This window comes from Streptomyces sp. NPDC037421, from assembly GCF_055602105.1.
This window is the reverse complement of sequence record NZ_JBVJWV010000017.1, coordinates 50,790-67,021: the sequence shown is the minus strand read 5'-3', so window position 1 is coordinate 67,021 and position 16,232 is coordinate 50,790. Positions and strand designations below refer to the sequence as shown.

At 73.4% G+C, this 16,232-nt stretch carries 16 protein-coding genes and 2 tRNA genes; 7 read left to right on the top strand and 11 right to left on the bottom strand.

Annotated elements, in window-relative coordinates:
* Positions 1 to 13: 13 nt before the first annotated feature.
* From ACZ7IF_RS23625 to ACZ7IF_RS23600, 6 genes are all read right to left on the bottom strand, one after another.
* Positions 14 to 1,294: an HD-GYP domain-containing protein gene (locus ACZ7IF_RS23625; protein ID WP_470974499.1), complete on the bottom strand. Its 1,281-nt coding sequence runs from the start codon at positions 1,292 to 1,294 to the stop codon at positions 14 to 16.
* Entirely contained in the window at positions 1,291 to 2,784 is a 1,494-nt protein-coding gene (locus tag ACZ7IF_RS23620) for an HD-GYP domain-containing protein (protein WP_470974496.1), read from the bottom strand. Before ACZ7IF_RS23620 ends, ACZ7IF_RS23625 begins: the two co-directional genes overlap by 4 nt.
* A 194-nt stretch (positions 2,785 to 2,978) precedes the next feature.
* On the bottom strand, positions 2,979 to 3,281 hold the full coding sequence (gene rsrA, locus ACZ7IF_RS23615; protein ID WP_388933841.1) for a mycothiol system anti-sigma-R factor: 303 nt from the start codon (positions 3,279 to 3,281) through the stop codon (positions 2,979 to 2,981).
* Complete coding sequence (locus ACZ7IF_RS23610) at positions 3,278 to 3,922, bottom strand: sigma-70 family RNA polymerase sigma factor (protein WP_007266438.1); 645 nt, start codon at positions 3,920 to 3,922, stop codon at positions 3,278 to 3,280. The genes rsrA and ACZ7IF_RS23610 overlap by 4 nt, the downstream gene beginning before the upstream one ends.
* A gap of 426 nt (positions 3,923 to 4,348) precedes the next feature.
* On the bottom strand, positions 4,349 to 4,987 hold the full coding sequence (locus ACZ7IF_RS23605; RefSeq protein ID WP_470974493.1) for an alpha/beta hydrolase family protein: 639 nt from the start codon (positions 4,985 to 4,987) through the stop codon (positions 4,349 to 4,351).
* 206 nt (positions 4,988 to 5,193) lie between these two features.
* Entirely contained in the window at positions 5,194 to 6,009 is an 816-nt protein-coding gene (locus ACZ7IF_RS23600; RefSeq protein WP_470974491.1) for an SOS response-associated peptidase, read from the bottom strand.
* 53 nt (positions 6,010 to 6,062) lie between these two features.
* Between ACZ7IF_RS23600 and ACZ7IF_RS23595 the strand changes: the two genes are divergently transcribed.
* The 4 genes from ACZ7IF_RS23595 to ACZ7IF_RS23580 all read left to right on the top strand — a co-directional run bounded on the left by ACZ7IF_RS23595 (position 6,063) and on the right by ACZ7IF_RS23580 (position 9,661).
* Entirely contained in the window at positions 6,063 to 6,776 is a 714-nt protein-coding gene (locus ACZ7IF_RS23595; protein WP_470974489.1) for a M50 family metallopeptidase, read from the top strand.
* A gap of 53 nt (positions 6,777 to 6,829) precedes the next feature.
* Positions 6,830 to 8,188, top strand: coding sequence for a 3-phosphoshikimate 1-carboxyvinyltransferase (aroA, locus tag ACZ7IF_RS23590; RefSeq protein WP_470974486.1), 1,359 nt, complete (start codon positions 6,830 to 6,832; stop codon positions 8,186 to 8,188).
* Positions 8,189 to 8,198: 10 nt separating this feature from the next.
* Positions 8,199 to 9,209 carry a ribosome small subunit-dependent GTPase A gene (gene rsgA, locus ACZ7IF_RS23585; RefSeq protein WP_470974484.1) on the top strand — a complete coding sequence of 337 codons (1,011 nt, stop codon included), beginning with the start codon at positions 8,199 to 8,201 and terminating at the stop codon, positions 9,207 to 9,209.
* Between the two features lie 128 nt (positions 9,210 to 9,337).
* Complete coding sequence (locus ACZ7IF_RS23580; protein WP_007266432.1) at positions 9,338 to 9,661, top strand: DMT family transporter; 324 nt, start codon at positions 9,338 to 9,340, stop codon at positions 9,659 to 9,661.
* Here the strand turns inward: ACZ7IF_RS23580 and ACZ7IF_RS23575 are convergent.
* Positions 9,627 to 10,193 carry a TetR/AcrR family transcriptional regulator gene (locus tag ACZ7IF_RS23575; protein WP_470974481.1) on the bottom strand — a complete coding sequence of 189 codons (567 nt, stop codon included), beginning with the start codon at positions 10,191 to 10,193 and terminating at the stop codon, positions 9,627 to 9,629. The two genes, ACZ7IF_RS23580 and ACZ7IF_RS23575, sit on opposite strands and share 35 nt — an antisense overlap.
* A 136-nt stretch (positions 10,194 to 10,329) precedes the next feature.
* Between ACZ7IF_RS23575 and hisN the strand changes: the two genes are divergently transcribed.
* Both hisN and ACZ7IF_RS23565 read left to right on the top strand, forming a co-directional pair.
* Positions 10,330 to 11,136, top strand: coding sequence for a histidinol-phosphatase (gene hisN, locus ACZ7IF_RS23570; protein WP_470974478.1), 807 nt, complete (start codon positions 10,330 to 10,332; stop codon positions 11,134 to 11,136).
* A gap of 179 nt (positions 11,137 to 11,315) precedes the next feature.
* A complete protein-coding gene (locus ACZ7IF_RS23565) occupies positions 11,316 to 11,708 on the top strand; it encodes a CBS domain-containing protein (RefSeq protein ID WP_007266429.1) in 393 nt (130 codons plus the stop codon).
* 85 nt (positions 11,709 to 11,793) lie between these two features.
* On the opposite strand, the gene ACZ7IF_RS23560 is transcribed toward ACZ7IF_RS23565, so the two are convergent.
* Positions 11,794 to 13,263: a catalase gene (locus ACZ7IF_RS23560; RefSeq protein ID WP_470974476.1), complete on the bottom strand. Its 1,470-nt coding sequence runs from the start codon at positions 13,261 to 13,263 to the stop codon at positions 11,794 to 11,796.
* Between the two features lie 128 nt (positions 13,264 to 13,391).
* On the opposite strand from ACZ7IF_RS23560, the gene ACZ7IF_RS23555 reads away from it, so the two are divergent.
* The gene (locus ACZ7IF_RS23555) at positions 13,392 to 13,808 is read left to right on the top strand and encodes a Fur family transcriptional regulator (protein ID WP_388933871.1); all 417 of its coding nucleotides are present in this window, start codon (positions 13,392 to 13,394) and stop codon (positions 13,806 to 13,808) included.
* A gap of 127 nt (positions 13,809 to 13,935) precedes the next feature.
* Here the strand turns inward: ACZ7IF_RS23555 and ACZ7IF_RS23550 are convergent.
* From ACZ7IF_RS23550 to ACZ7IF_RS23540, 3 genes are all read right to left on the bottom strand, one after another.
* Positions 13,936 to 14,009, bottom strand: a tRNA-Met gene (locus tag ACZ7IF_RS23550).
* A 58-nt stretch (positions 14,010 to 14,067) separates the two neighbouring features.
* Entirely contained in the window at positions 14,068 to 15,924 is a 1,857-nt protein-coding gene (locus ACZ7IF_RS23545; RefSeq protein ID WP_470974472.1) for a tetratricopeptide repeat protein, read from the bottom strand.
* A 213-nt stretch (positions 15,925 to 16,137) separates the two neighbouring features.
* Positions 16,138 to 16,211 (bottom strand) — tRNA-Met (locus ACZ7IF_RS23540).
* Positions 16,212 to 16,232 lie beyond the last annotated feature (21 nt).

The window sequence follows — 16,232 nt, the reverse complement described above, 5'->3', positions numbered from 1 at the left end:
CATTACCCATGGGTTACCCCGGCGGAACGGGTACGACTCTGCCGTGTCCGCCCCTGGCCAGAACCCTCGCCAAGGACTCCACGACCTCCGGCTGGTAGTCGCGGCCGGTGCCCAGGCGCAGCTGTTCGAGGGCGGCCAGTGAGCCGCCCGGGTGACGTCCGCCGCCCGCCAGGTCGTCGTACGCGTTGACCGCGCGCACGATCCGGGCGGCGACGGGCTGCTCACGGTACGGATCCGCCTGCCGTTCCACGATCACCGCGACCTCCGCCGGCACCCCGGTCTGGCGGGCCACCTCGCCGCCCAGCTCGGCGATCCGGCGGGCCTCGGCGGCGGGCAGCCCGGCGGTGGCCCCGGCGGGGACCGGGTCGACGAGCGAGAGCTGGCCGATGTCGTGCATGAGCGCGGCGTACTCCAAGGCCGTGAGCTCCCGCTCCGACAGGCCCAGCTCGCGGCCGACGGCGCAGCTGAGGGCGGCGACCCGGCGGGCGTGCCCGGGGGCGGTGTACCCGGCGATCTCGGTGGCCCGGGCGAGGGAGGTGATGGTCTGGCGGTAGGTGGTGCGGACGGCGGTGATCCGGTGGAAGGACATCTGGGTCAGCAGCAGCGGGACGCAGAAGACCGGCAGGGCCCACAGGCCCGCCACGGCCACCCCGAGGGCCATCACGACGCCGGTGGCGCAGATCGCCGAGCCGGTGCCGGGCAGGGCGCGCAGCTCGTCGCGGAGCAGGGGCCCGTACGGCCAGCCGGTGCGGGCCCCGGCCGTGACGGCGGCGAGCACGGCGTCGCACAGGGCGGTGAGGCCCAGCAGGAGCAGCAGGAACAGGACGAGGTACGGGCCCTGCCCGAGCCGGTCGCCGAGCCGCCCGGAGTGGTGCAGGGGCTGGAAGCAGGCGGCGGCGAAGGCCACCGTGAGGACCCGGCGGGCCACGTGGTCCAGGGCCGGGCCGTGGCCCCGGGCGATGTGCGGGACGCTGCCGGCGAGGGCGGCCGCGACGACGACGGCGACGGTCTGGAGCACCCCGTGGTGGGTGGGGTGCCCGGCGTTCTGGCCGAGCAGGGCGTACGCGAGGGCTCCGGCGGAGCCGAGCGGTGCGGGCCGGGTGTGCCCGCCGAGCCCGTCGCCGGCGCGGGCCGGGCGGTGGTCGCGGCGGGCGAGTTCCCCGAGGGCGACCAGGGTGCCGAAGGCGAGGGCGGTGCCGGGCTCGACGACGCCGGTCCACAGGGTGTGGCCCAGCCCGGCGGCGGTGAGCACGCCCGCGGCGGCGCGTACGGCCCGGACGGCGAGGGCCCTCACCGGCCGCCGCCGGCCCGCCCGGCGGGATCGGCGGCCCGCGGCCCGGCGGCCCCGTCCCCGGTGCCCGCGCGGGCCCTGTCCCCGTCCCCTTCCAGGGCCTGCGGCCGCGGCGGGCCCGGGACGGCGGCGATGACCTGGAGGTCCTCGTCCGAGGTGACCACGGGGTGCCAGCCGTGCCGGCCGATGGCGGCGACCAGGGCCCGCACCATCGCCGGGTCGAACTGAGCCCCCGCGCAGCGCTCCAGCTCCGCGAGGGCGGTCGCCACGGGCCGGGCCCGGCTGTAGGAGCGGGTGGAGGTCATGGCGTCGAAGGAGTCGGCCACCGCCACCACGCGGGCCAGGACGGGGATCTGCTCGCCGCTGAGCCCGTACGGGTAGCCGGAGCCGTCGACCCGCTCGTGGTGGTGCAGGATCGCGGACCGGGCCTCCCCGAGGAATCCGATGCCCCGGACCATCTCGTGTCCGTACTCGGGGTGCAGTTCGATGGTCCGGCGCTCCTCCGGCGTGAGCGGCCCGTCCTTGCGCAGCAGCCGGGTCGGCACCCCGAGCTTGCCGACGTCGTGCAGGATCCCGGCGATCCGGACCACTTCGAGGCGGTCGCCCCCCATGCCCAGCTCGCGGGCGATCATGGCGGAGGCCTGGCCCACCCGTTCGCTGTGCCCGCGCGTGTAGCGGTCCTTGATGTCGACGGCCTGGACGAGGGCGCGGATCGTGGCCCGGTGCGCGGCGCGTTCGCGGTGGTACTGGGCGAAGACCCAGCAGGAGATGTACATCGGCAGCAGGACGAGCAGTGCGGCCGGAACCCCGTACGGGCTGCGCCACATGACGGCCATCATCAGGCCGGCGAGCCCGTGCACGCAGTGCGGGGCGAGAGAGCCGGTGGCGAGCCCGCGCCAGGCGGTGGCGGCGGGCCGGCCCTCGGCGGCGGCCAGGACGGCCCCGTCGAGGGCGGTGAGCACCAGGCAGAAGACGACGGCCGCGACGGCCGCGGGGAGCATCACGTACGGGAAGTCGGCCACCCAGGCGGTGGGGTCGGCGGAGCCGTGGCCGCTCCCGTCGGGCGGTCCGGCGCCCGCGCCGCCCCGGCCGGCGAGGGCTTCCCGGCCGCCGAGGAGTCCGTAGGCCCGCCCGGCCGCCCACGCGGCCGTCGCCTGCTGGGCGGCGTGCCAGATCCGGCGGACCGGGGCGGGCCGCTGCACGACGCTCTGCGCGAGCCCCCCGGGCACGGCCACGAGCGCGGCGGCCGACGGCGGCAGCAGGAAGACGGCCGCCATCACCACCGGGAAGAAGGAGCCGATGCCCTCGGGGACCCGGCGGCCCAGGAAGGGGAGGGCCCGCGCCGACTCGCAGCCGAGGTAGAGGAGGGCCAGCAGGGCCACGGCGGGCCACGGCGTCGCGGAGCCCGCGAGGAGGGCCGGGGCCGCGCAGGCCGAGGCCGCGAGAACGGCGGCCAGGACGCAGGCGCGCGCCATCGGCGGAAGTCCCCGCATGGCGCTCTCCTCCCCCAGGGGCCTCGAAAACCGGGTACCGGACGTGAGCGGTACCGCGAGGGGAGAATAGGTCGGCCCCCGAACGGAGCGGGGCACATTTTCGCATTGCGCCGTACGGGCGCCCCCGGATTAGCACCTTCGAGTGAACGAAGTGGGCTTCCGGGGGCGGAGGTTCAGCGGCCGGACCGTGCCGTTCAGCCGGTCGCGGGCCCGGCGGTGATGTCACCCTCGGGCACGGCCTGACCCGAACGGATGAGTTCGATCCGTCCCATGACCTTGGAACGGAGATCGGTCGGCACGTCGTCCGATCCGCAGCAGCGCTTGACCAGCTTCTTCACGGCCTGTTCCAGGCCGTACTTCTCCAGACAGGGATTGCATTCGCCGAAGTGCGTCTCGAACTTCGTGCAGTCACTGTCGGGCATCTCGTGGTCCAGGAACTCGTACAGATGGTCCAGGACCTCGGCGCACTCCGTCTCGTGCGGCTCTCCGCAGCTCATGAGCCCGAGCCTTTCAGGTCGTTCGACTCTCCCGCGCCGGCGGGAACCAGCCCGCGCTCACGGGCATAGTCCTCCAGCATTCCGCGGAGTTGACGGCGCCCACGGTGCAGCCGCGACATGACCGTACCGATGGGTGTACCCATGATGTCCGCGATCTCCTTGTACGCAAAGCCCTCTACGTCGGCAAGATAGACCGCGATGCGGAACTCCTCCGGAATGGCCTGGAGCGCTTCCTTGACGTCCGAATCGGGCAGGTGGTCGAGCGCCTGCGATTCGGCGGAACGCAAACCGGTCGACATGTGCGACTCGGCGCGCGCCAGCTGCCAGTCCTCGATCTCCTCCGCGGCGCTGCGCTGCGGCTCGCGCTGCTTCTTGCGGTAGGAGTTGATGAACGTGTTGGTCAGAATGCGGTAGAGCCACGCCTTGAGGTTGGTGCCCTCGCGGAACTGGTGGAAGGACGCGTACGCCTTCGCGTAGGTCTCCTGGACCAGGTCCTCGGCGTCGGCCGGGTTGCGCGTCATGCGCAGGGCGGCGGAGTACATCTGGTCGAGGTAGCCGAGGGCGTCCCGCTCGAAACGCGCATTGCGCTCAGCGGTCGTCTCCTGTGCCTGGCCTTCGTCGGTCCCAGCGACAGGACCCACCTCCTCCGACAGCGTGGCGGCTCCGAAAGCGGATCCGCTCGAATCGGAGAATAGTCGACCATCCCGGCCCTCCGCCGCCCGAAGCGAACCGCGCTTGGGGGCAGGCAGCACCGTCCAGTCCAGGTCAGCGGCCTGCGGACGGTTCTGGCTGATGACCTGGGTCATGCGCTCCCTCTCCTCCGACGTCTTTTCCCTGCGTTCCGACACCTCCCTCAACAGGCGGCCCGGGCAGGGCATTCCCTGGTGCGCCAAGGGCTGTCGGGATTTCCCGGGGCCGGACGGGGGCGGGTGAGCGGGGTCACGCCGGAATCTGTCAGGTCCGGACCACGGAGGGGCCCGTCCGGGGTGCCGCCCGGGGTTTCCGGGGCCGCTCCGGGGCTCCGTTCGGAGCCGGTCCGGGGCTCAGGCGGTGAGCCGGTCCGGGGCTCAGGCGGTGAGCCGGGCGAGCCAGGGGGCCACCGCGCCGGTGATGACTTCCAGGGCCTCGTCCTGCGTCAGGTCCGCCTTCTTCGGCACGGCGAAGCCGTGGTCCCCGAAGGGCACCTCCACGAGCTCGTACTCCCCTCCAGGGAACTCCTCCGGCCGCCCGAAGGGGTCCCGGCCGCCCTGCATCACCAGCGCGGGCCGCCCGGCGCCCAGCAGCTCCTCGGCCCGGGACTTCTCGGGCTTGCCCGGCGGGTGCAGCGGGAAGGCCAGCGCGAGCACCCCGGCCGCACCCAGCTCGGCGGCGGTCCGGCAGGCCACCCGGGCCCCGGCGCTGCGCCCGCCGGCCGCCACGGGGAGGCCGGGCCGCTCCAGCGCGGGCCACAGGGCCCGCCAGCCCTCGTCCAGCACCTTGGGCGCGGCGGCGACCTTCTTCCCGGCGACCCGCCAGGGCTGCTCGACCAGGGCCACGGTGACGCCCCGGGCGGGCAGGGCCGCGGCCAGGGCCTGGAGGTCGCGGGCCTCGATGCCGCCGCCGGCGCCGTGGCCCAGGGCCAGCACCAGCTTCGCGGCGCGGGCGGTGTGCCAGGTGATCCGGGCCTCGCCGGCGGGGGTGCCGACGCTCTCGGTACGGGTGCTCATGGGCCCATCCTGCCGGGCGGCGGGCCCGGAGGAACGCAGGGGCGCCCGCCAGTCCCGTAATCCCCGGTGGATCGGCGCGCGGCGTCGGACGCGGTGCACCGCAAGGCGGAGGAGCGTCCTCGTACCGGGCGCATCCCGGCGTTCCGACAACGCGGCGAGGCGCCGCGGCCGTCGTCGTGCGCCCGCCGGGGATTGCCGGACGTCCCTTAGAAGAGGGTCGCCTCCTCCGGGCCCTCCAGTTCCTGGAGCAGCTCCGGCCCGTTGTTGCGCACGCTGCTCACCGCCGTGGCCACCGGGTAGGCCCGCATCAGCCCGCCGGGCGGGGGTGCCAGCAGGTCCCGCAGGCCGTTCTCGTCGGTGCGGGCGGGGTCCAGCCAGGCGTCCCAGCGGTCCGGGGTGAGCATCAGCGGCATCCGGGGATGGATCTCGGAGAGCGAGCGCGGCCCCTCGGCGGGCGCCACCCCCAGCGGGGTGGTCTCCGCCTCGGCGGTGATCACCGAGCAGGTGGCCCACCAGGCCCGCGGGTGCTCGGCGGGCAGGGTCGCGTCGCGCCAGAACTCGTAGATCCCGGCCATCGCGAAGACCGAGCCGTCGGCGGGGAGGACGAAGTAGGGCTGCTTGCGGGCCCGCTTCCTCTTCCCCTCGACCTCCAGCTGCCGCTCGTCGTGCTCGGTGACCCACTCGTAGTACCCGTCGGCGGGGACGATGCAGCGGCGCTGCGCGAAGGGGCGGCGGAAGGACGGCTTCTCGTGCAGGGTCTCGGACCGGGCGTTGATCATCCGGGCCGCGCCCTCGGAGTTCTGCGCCCAGGAGGGGACCAGGCCCCATTTCAGGACCCGCAGCTGGCGAACCGGACGGGGGTCCCGCGCGTCTTTGAGGGGACGGTCGAGGACGACGTGGACCTCCTTCGTCGGCGCCACGTTCCAGTCGGGGGCCAGGGTCTCGTCCGGTTCCCACCTCTCGATCCCGAATGTCCCCGCCAGCTCCTGGGGCGTCCGACTCGCCGCAAACCTTCCGCACATGGCTGACACACTGCCATGGAACCGATCCCCGACCGCAAGGAGTCCGCCACTCCATGGACAGCAGCACGACGGCCGGCCTCTGGGACCGGCTCACCGGAATACAGACGCCGCCCTCCTTCTGGCTGGTGGTGGCGACGGGACTGGCCGCGCTCGCGCTCGTGGCACCGCGACCGGTGTGGCTGCTGGCCCGGAACGCGATCACCATCGCGCACGAGGGCGGCCACGGGCTGGTGGCCCTGCTGACCGGGCGCCGGCTCACCGGGATCCGGCTGCACTCCGACACCAGCGGGCTCACCCTCAGCTGGGGCAAGCCGACCGGGATCGGGATGGTCCTGATGCTCGCCGCCGGCTACACGGCGCCCGCGCTGCTGGGCCTGGGCGGGGCGGCCCTGCTGGCGGCGCACCGGATCACGCTGCTGCTGTGGGCGGCGACCGCGCTGCTGCTGGCGATGCTGGTGATGATCCGGAACGCGTACGGGCTGCTGACGGTGGTGCTGACCGGCGGGGCCTTCCTGCTGGTGTCCTGGAAGGCCCCGGAGGCGGTGCAGGCGGCGTTCGCGTACGCGGTGGTGTGGTTCCTGCTGCTGGGCTCGGTGCGGCCGGTGTTCGAACTCCAGGCCCAGCGCCGGGGCGGCGCGGCGCCGGAGTCCGACGCGGACCAGCTCGGCCGGCTCACGCACGTCCATCCCGTCGCCTGGCTGCTCCTGTTCCACACGGTCACCCTGTGCTGCCTCATCGGGGGCGGGCGCTGGCTGCTCGCCCTCTGAGACGGGGCCGCGATCCAGATCCGGGGCCGTGGGAAGCCACTAAAGTAAGGGCCATGACCGAGACCCCCGCGCTCCACGACCTCTGGCCCGCTCCGTTCGCGGAGGGGGCCGTCCACGCCACCGTCACCGTGCCTGGGTCCAAATCGGTCACCAACCGCGCCCTCGTGCTCGCCGCCCTCGCGGCCGAGCCGGGCTGGGTGCGCCGCCCGCTGCGCTCGCGCGACTCCCAGCTGATGTCGGACGCCCTGCGGGCGCTCGGCGTCGGCATCGAGGAGACCGTCTCCTCCAGCTCCGCCGACGGCGACAGCGGCGAGGCCTGGCGGATCATCCCGGCCGCCCTGCACGGCCCGGCCACCGTCGACGTCGGCAACGCGGGCACCGTCATGCGCTTCCTGCCGCCCGTGGCCACGCTGGCCGACGGCGACATCCGCTTCGACGGCGACCCGCGCTCCTACGAGCGCCCGCTCGGCCAGGTCATCACCGCGCTGCGCACCCTCGGCGCCCGGATCGACGACGACGGCCGGGGCGCGCTGCCCATGACCGTCCAGGGCGGCGGGGCCCTGGAGGGCGGCACGGTCGAGATCGACGCCTCCAACTCCTCGCAGTTCGTCTCGGCGCTGCTGCTGTCCGCGCCGCGCTTCAACCAGGGCGTCGAGGTCCGGCACGTGGGCGGCAAGCTGCCGTCGATGCCGCACATCCGGATGACCGTGGACATGCTGCGCGCGGCGGGCGCCCAGGTCGACACCCCCGAGGCCGGCGGCGAGAAGGACGTGTGGCGGGTGACGCCGGGCGCGCTGCTCGGCCGCGACATGGTCGTCGAGCCGGACCTGTCCAATGCCCAGCCCTTCATGGCCGCGGCGCTGATCACCGGCGGCACGGTCACCATCCCGGACTGGCCGCTGCGCACCACGCAGCCCGGTGACGCGCTGCGCGAGATCTTCACCGCCATGGGCGGCTCCTGCGAGCTGACCGAGGCGGGCCTGGTCTTCACCGGCACGGGCAAGATCCACGGCATCGACGTGGACCTGGGCGAGGTCGGCGAACTGACCCCGGGCATCGCGGCCGTGGCCGCGCTGGCGGACTCGGAGTCGGTCCTGCGCGGGGTCGCGCACCTGCGGCTGCACGAGACGGACCGCCTGGCGGCGCTGACCGCGGAGATCAACGGCCTCGGCGGCGACGTCACCGAGACCGAGGACGGTCTGCGCATCCGCCCGCGCAAGCTGCACGGCGGCGTGTTCCACACCTACGACGACCACCGCATGGCCACCGCCGGCGCGGTGATCGGCCTGGCCGTGCCGGGCGTGGAGATCGAGAACGTGGCGACGACCGCGAAGACCCTGCCGGACTTCCCCAGGATGTGGACGGACATGCTCGGTCAAGCTCCGCGAGGCACGACGGGAGCGGGAGCGTAGGGGCCCGGTCATGCGCAGGTACGGCAAGCACACCGACGAGGACGACATCCGCCAGCGCCCGAACCCCAAGGGCAACCGGGCCAGGACGAACATCCGGCCCAAGCACGAGGACGCCGCCGACGGCTTCGTCCTCACCGTGGACCGCGGCCGGCTGACCTGCCTGGTCGAGGACCGCAAGGTCACCGCCATGAAGGCCCGCGAGCTGGGCCGCAAGGCGGCGGTGGTCGGCGACCACGTTTCGCTCGTCGGCGACCTGTCCGGCAAGAAGGACACCCTCGCGCGGATCGTGCGGATCCAGGAGCGCAAGTCGGTCCTGCGGCGCACCGCGGACGACGACGACCCGTACGAGCGGGTGGTCGTCGCCAACGCCGACCAGCTGGCCATCGTCACGGCGCTGGCCGACCCGGAGCCCCGGCCCCGGATGATCGACCGCTGCCTGGTGGCCGCGTACGACGCCGGGCTGGAACCGCTGCTGGTGCTCACCAAGTCCGACCTGACCTCCGCGGACAAGATCCTGGAGGTCTACTCGACCTTCGGCCTGGAGTACGTGGTCACCAACCGCGAGGAACTGGCGACGGGCGACGCCGCCGAGCGGGTGCGCGAGCGCCTGGAGGGCCGGATCACCGCCTTCGTCGGCCACTCCGGCGTCGGCAAGACGACCCTGGTGAACTCGCTGGTCAGCGAGGGCCGCCAGCGGGCCACCGGCCACGTCAACGCCGTCACCGGCCGGGGCCGGCACACCACCACCTCGGCGCTCGCGCTGCCGCTGCCCTCCGGGGACGGCTGGGTCATCGACACCCCGGGCGTGCGCTCCTTCGGCCTGCACCACGTGGACCCGTCCCGGGTGGTCCTGGCCTTCCCGGAGCTGGTGCCGGGCACGGAGGAGTGCCCGCGCGCGTGCAGCCACGACGAGCCGGACTGCGCGCTGGACCGGTGGGTGGAGGAGGGCCACGCGGACCCCGCGCGGCTGTACTCGCTGCGGCGGCTGCTCCAGACCCGTGAGCGCCGCGAGGGCGACTGACCGCGGGCGGGCGGCAGGCCGCCCCACGGCAGGTTGATCGTCCGGTGGGGTTTGCCGCCGGCCGCGTCTGGTAAATGCATAATCGCACCATGTGACGCCGAGTCACCTGACGCGGGGAGGCATACGCCATGGCGTGGCTGCTGGTCGTGGTCGCCGGGATCCTGGAGACGGGCTTCGCGGTCTGCCTCAAGCTGTCGCACGGGTTCACCCGGCTGTGGCCGACGATCGCCTTCGCGTGCTTCGCGCTCGGCAGCTTCGGGCTGCTGACCCTCGCGCTGAAGAAGCTGGACGTGGGACCGGCGTACGCGGTGTGGACGGGCATCGGGGCGGCCGGGACGGCGATCTACGGCATGGTCTTCCTGGGCGACCTGGTCTCCACCCTCAAACTCGTCTCGATCACGCTGGTGATCCTCGGGGTCATCGGCCTCCAGCTCTCCGGTTCGGCGCACTGAGCAGCCGCAGCAGTTCCACCGCCGCCGGCTCCTGGCCCGGCTCCCCCGGCGCGACCACGTAGGACAGCGCGAGCCGTACGGCGAGCTCGCAGCGGCGGACCGGCTCCTGCGGCAGCGCGGCCGCGGCCCGGTCGCGCGCCGCCCGGGCCAGCTCCCCCGGCCCGAGCGCCTGCCGGCCCCCCGCCGGGGGCGGCGAGGGCAGGCCCGGCCCCCAGGAGCCGGTCAGCAGGGCCCGTACGAGGACCCGTGCGCGGGCCGCCCGTACGGTCCAGTCGGCGACGGCGGCGAGCCGCTCGGCGGAGCCTCGCGCGGCCGGGGCGGCCAGCGCGCGCTCCACCCCGTCGAGGTACCAGTCGGCGGCGCGGCGCACCAGGGCCCGGCCCAGGCCCGCCTTGCCGCCGAACTCGTTGTAGAGGGTCTGGCGCGACACCCCGGCGGCGGCCGCGACCTCGACCATCCGCACGGCCGGCCAGGGCCGGGCTGCCAGTGCGGCCTCGGCCGCTTGCAGCAGGGACTCACGGGCCGTCGGCATCGCCACCTCCCCGCTGGGTTCGCCGGCCGCACTTCCCCACCAGGGTTGACGGGCCGCCAGATCCCGTCAAGGGCGCGTCCCGGCCGCACTGTGGACCTCGTTCGCCGGGTCCGGCGAGTCTCGATACTGTTCGGCCATGTCCACGTATGCCGATGACCTGCGCCTCGCCCTCGAACTCGCCGACGCGGCGGACGCCGCCACGATGCAGCGCTTCCGCGCCCTCGACCTCCAGGTCGAGACGAAGCCGGACATGACCCCGGTGAGCGAGGCCGACAAGGCCGCCGAGGAGGTCGTGCGGGCCGGGATCCAGGCCGCGCGCCCCGACGACGCGATCCTCGGCGAGGAGTACGGGCTGAAGGGCAGCGGGCCGCGCCGCTGGGTCGTGGACCCGATCGACGGCACGAAGAACTACGTGCGCGGCGTCCCCGTCTGGGCGACGCTGATCTCCCTCATGGAGGAGGGCGCGGACGGGGTGTTCCGCCCGGTCGTCGGCGTGGTCTCGGCCCCGGCGCTGGGCCGCCGCTGGTGGGCCTCGCAGGGCGGGGGCGCCTTCGCGGGCGGTGCGCTGGGCGAGCCGGCCGGGCCGGTCTCGGTGTCGAAGGTGGCCTCCCTGGCCGACGCCTCGTTCGCGTACTCCTCGCTGAGCGGCTGGGAGGAGCAGGGCCGGCTCCCGGGCTTCCTGGACCTGACGCGCGCGTGCTGGCGCACCCGGGCGTACGGCGACTTCTGGCCGTACATGATGGTCGCGGAGGGCTCGCTGGACCTGTGCGCCGAGCCGGAGCTGAACCTGTGGGACATGGCCGCCATCGCGGTCGTGGTCCAGGAGGCGGGCGGCCGGTTCACCGGCCTGGACGGGGTGGACGGCGTGGACGGCGGCAACGCGGCGGCCTCGAACGGCCTGCTGCACGACGAGATGCTCGGGTACCTGAACCGGCCGGCCTGAACCGGCCGGCCGGCTCGGCGCCCTCGCGCGCCGAGCGTGCCCCCTTGATGACTTTCCGTGTCCGTGGGAGCCTGAGGATCCCCCCGCTTGTGCGCTTGTGAACGGCTTCTCTAAGTGGAGGACCTTTCGCGCGCCGCACCCCACCCAGGCGGGGGCTCACCCAGGAGGTGGCTCTCTCCATGCTCGTCCGCGACGCAATGAGCACCGTGATCCTCACCCTCGGACCCGCGCACTCCCTCCGTCAGGCGGCCTGCCTGATGTCCGGCCGGCGCGTCGGCGCGGCCGTCGTCCTCGACCCCGACCACAGCGGCATCGGCATCCTGACCGAGCGCGATATCCTGAACTCGATCGGCGCCGGCCACGACCCCGACCGGGAGTCCGTGGGCGCGCACACCACGAACAACGTCGTCTTCTGCACCCCCGAAGCGACCGTGCAGGAGGCCGCGGAGGCCATGGTCCACGGCGGGTTCCGGCACCTGATCGTGCTGGAGGACGGCGGCCCGGTCGGCATCGTCTCCGTCCGCGACGTCATCCGCTGCTGGGTACCGGCCCGCCGGGCCGTGCCCGCGTAGCCGGGACCGGCCCGGGAACGGCGGCGGGCCGGAACCCCTTCGAAGGGGTTCCGGCCCGCCGTCCCGCTACGGCAAGCGGTCCGTGTCAGCCGCGAAGGGCCTGGACCGCGGCTTCGAGCCGCTTGCCGAAGTCGGCGTCCGCCCGGCGGAAGTTGTCGATCGCACGCTCGACGATGTCGTCACGGGAGACCTTGGCGATGAAGCCGGACAGGTTCTCGACCAGACGGGACTTCTCGTCCTCGGAGAAGAGGCGGTAGAGGTTGCCCGCCTGGACGAAGTCGTCGTCCTCGGAGTGCGAGGGGGTGGCGTGGTTGCCCGTGCCGCCGGTGACGGGGGTGGACTCCCACAGCGGGCGGCCGGTCTGGGCGGGGCCGCCGAAGCTGTTGGGCTCGTAGTTCTTGGAGCCCTTGTGGCGGCCGTCGTAGAGGTAGCCGTCGCGGGAGTTGGTGCGCGCCTCGGTGGCGTGCGGGCGGTTCACCGGCAGGTGGTCGGCGTTGATGCCGACGCGGTAGCGGTGGGCGTCGCCGTACGCGAAGAGGCGGCCCTGGAGCATCTTGTCCGGGGAGGGGCCGATGCCGGGGACGAAGTGCGCCGGGGAGAAGATGCTCTGCTCGACCTCGGCGAAGATGTTCTCCGGGTTGCGGTTGAGCTCCAGCTTGCCGATCTCGATCGGCGGGTAGTCCTCGTGCGGCCACACCTTGGTGAGGTCGAACGGGTTGAAGCGGTAGTTCTCCGCCTCGGCCGCCGGCATGATCTGGACCTGCACGGTCCAGGTCGGGAAGTCGCCGCGCTCGATGGACTCGCGCAGGTCGCGCTGGTGGGAGTCCGGGTCCTCGCCGGCGAGCTGGTTGGCCTCGGCCTGGGTGAGGTTCTTGATGCCCTGGTCGGTCTTGAAGTGGTACTTGACCCAGAAGACCTCGCCGGCCTCGTTGTTCCACTGGAACGTGTGCGAACCGTAGCCGTTCATGTGGCGGTAGGACGCCGGTATGCCGCGGTCGCCGAACAGCCAGGTCACCTGGTGGGTGGACTCGGGCGACAGGCCCCAGAAGTCCCAGACGTTGTCCGCCTCCTGCGAGCCCGTGTACGGGTCGCGCTTCTGGGTGTGGATGAAGTCGGGGAACTTGATGGCGTCCCGGATGAAGAAGACCGGGGTGTTGTTGCCGACGAGGTCGTAGTTGCCCTCTTCGGTGTAGAACTTCAGCGCCCAGCCGCGCGGGTCACGGCGCGCGTCGGCGCCGCCGAGGCTGTCCGCCACGGTGGAGAAGCGCAGGAACGTTTCGGTCTGCTTGCCGACCTCGGAGAGGAACTTGGCGCGGGTGTACCGGGTGACGTCCGCCGTCACCGTGAAGGTGCCGTAGGCGCCGGCGCCGCGGGCGTGCACCACGCGCTCCGGGATGCGCTCGCGGTTGAAGTGCGCGAGCTTCTCCAGCAGGAGCTGGTCCTGGACCAGGACCGGACCACCGACGCCGGCCGTCTCGCTGTTCTGGTTGTCGGCGACCGGAGCCCCGGCCTCCGTGGTGAGCGGTCCCTGCGTCACGTGCGCCTCCTGCGTCATTCCTGCATGCCCTGTCCTTGGCGTTTGCCGTAATCGATCCTACGATGGACTTTGTCTAAGTCAAGTAAGCATCCAAGTCCACACCGGTTCGGGATCTACACGGATTCCCCACTGTTAGGCTGGCGTGTATGAGTGACCTGCTGGAACGACTTCGCGGACGCGGCTGGCGCATGACGGCCCAGCGCCGCGTCGTGGCCGAGGTGCTCGACGGTGACCACGTTCACCTGACGGCAGACGAGGTGCACGCACGCGCTGTGACCAAACTGCCCGAGATTTCTCGAGCCACGGTCTACAACACCTTGGGCGAGCTCGTATCGCTCGGCGAGGTGCTGGAAGTCTCGACGGACCGGCGGGCCAAGCGGTACGACCCGAACGCCCACCGCCCCCACCACCACCTGGTCTGCGCCCAGTGCGGCGCCATCCGGGACGTCCACCCGGCGGGCGACCCGCTGGCCGACCTGCCCGACGGCGAGCGCTTCGGCTTCGTGGTCTCGGCGGTCGAGGTGACGTACCGCGGGGTGTGCCCGAACTGCGCGGGCGCCTGACGTTCCACGCGAGAAGGCCGGGAGCCCTGGGCTCCCGGCCTTCTGCGTTGCCGTCCTTCGCGTTCACGAACGACCCGGAAAACGACTCGAGGCCCGGATCCACGGGATCCGGGCCTCGGGCCTTCAGTAGCGGGGACAGGATTTGAACCTGCGACCTCTGGGTTATGAGCCCAGCGAGCTACCGAGCTGCTCCACCCCGCGTCGGTAAACACGACTCTACGGGAGGCCACCCGGCAGATGCAAATCAGTTGTGGGGGACCTACGCGGACAGCTCCTCCGCCAGGGCGTCGCGCAGCCGGGCGGCGCGCTCGGACACCTCGGCCGGGCCCAGCTCCATGGCCCGTACGCACCACTTCTGCCCCTCGGCGAGGTCCCCGTGCCGGGCCGCGAGCAGCCCGAGCCTGAGCGCGGCCCGGCCGTGCCCGGCCACCGCCGCCCGGGTCCACCACAGGGCCGCCTCGGGTTCGTTGCCCTCCCGGGCCAGCAGCAGCCCGAGGTTGAAGGCGCCGTTGCGCGAGCCGGCCTCCGCCGCCTCCCGGTACCACCGGGCGGCGACCGCGAGGTCGCCCCGGGCGGCGGCGAGCATGCCCACCCGTACCTGGGCCCGGCGGTGGCCCTGCTCGGCGGCGCGCGCGTACCACTCCTCGCTCTCGGTGCGGGCCGCGCCGCCGACGGGCTCGCCGAGGGCCACCGGCTCCGGCGGCGGGGCCAGCGACTCCAGCAGGGCGGCCAGCCGGAAGGCAGCCTCCGCGCTGCCGCCGCCCGCCGCGCAGCGCAGGTGCCGCTCGGCGGCCCGCTCCTCGCCGTCGCGCACGAGGGCGATCCCGACCTGGAGCGCCGCGTCGGTGTGCCCGGCGGCGGCGGCCCGCTCGTACCACTTCAGGGCGGAGCGGTCCTCGTCGCGGCTGGCGAAGAGGATCCCGAGGTTGAAGGCGGCGTCGACGCTCCCGGCCTCCGCGGCCTTGGAGAACCACGGCTCGGCGCCGGCCGCGTCCCCGGCCTGGAGCAGCATGATCGCCAGCGCGTTGGCGGCCTCGCGGTGACCGGCGTACGCGGCCCGGCGGTACCACTGCTCGGCCTGCGCGGTCCGCTCCTGGGCGGCGCAGAGCAGGGCGAGGTTGTAGGCGCCGTTGTGGTCGCCGGCGTCCATCGCGACCCGGTACCACTTCTCGGCCGTCTGGGTCTCGCCGCGGGCGGCGTGCAGCGCGCCGAGGGCGTTCGCCGCGTTGCCGTCGCCGTCCTGGGCCGCGCGGTGCCACCAGGCGGCCGCGCTGTCCTCGTCGCCGGCGTCGCGCAGCAGGAAGCCGAGGGCGCAGGCGGCCCGGGCCTCACCCTGCTTGGCCGAGCTCAGGTACCAGCGGCCGGCCTCCTTCAGCTCGCCGCGGGCCTCCAGCAGGGCGCCGAGGTGCAGCCCGGCGCGCCGGTGCCCGCGCGCGGCGGCCTGGCGGTACCACTGCTCGGCCTCGGCGGGGTCGCCCTTGCGCAGGTGGCGGGCCAGGCGGTACGCGGCCTCACGGTGCCCCTGCTCGGCGGCGGCCCGGAACCAGCGCTCGATGCCCTTGTCCCCGCGGTGTTCCAGCAGGTCGGCCAGTCCGTAGGCGCCCAGGGCGTGCCCGGACTCCGCCGCCTGGCGCAGCCAGTACTCGGCGGCGGGCTCGTCCCCGCGCTCGCGGTAGTGGCGTCCCAGGGCGTGCGCGGCGGGGGCGGATCCGGCGACGGCGGCGACCCGCCACCAGCCGGCGGCCTCGTCGGGGTAGCCGCGCTGGAGGAGCAGGACCCCGAGGTTGTTGGCGGCGGCGCGGTCGCCGGCTCCGGTGGCGCCGCGGAGGTAGGGCTCGGCCCGGGCCAGGTCGCCGCGGCGCAGCAGCAGCGCGCCGAGCACGCTCATGGCGCCCGGGTCGCCCTTGTCGGCGGCCACGCGGTGGCGGGCCTCCAGCTCGGCGTCGGTGGCGCCCTCGGCGTCCCCGAAGGCTTCTGCCGCGAAATCCGCATCGGTCAGTGCGGTCTGCGCGTTAACAGTCGGAGCGGCCTCGCCCGTTCCCGCGCCCGACTCGGCCTCCGCCCTCACAAACCGCCCTGTCTCCAGCAGAGTTGACCTGTCCCCCATAAATCCCATCGTCGCATCACCTGCTACCCGCGTACACCTGGTATGTCGCAGCCAGTGAGGTCACTACAGCGTTTTGTCGACATGCCCACAGAGAGACAAGTCAAACACGCTCGCCCCTCAACTCACCCGCCCCAGTGACCCCGTGTCTCCCAACAGCGCCTTTTCGGTGCTCCGGGCACGACGAAGGCCCGGATCCCATTGGATCCGGGCCTTCGTCTTCAGTAGCGGGGACAGGATTTGAACCTGCGACCTCTGGGTTATGAGCCCAGCGAGCTACCGAGCTGCTCCACCCCGCGTCGGTGAAACCACAGTATCAC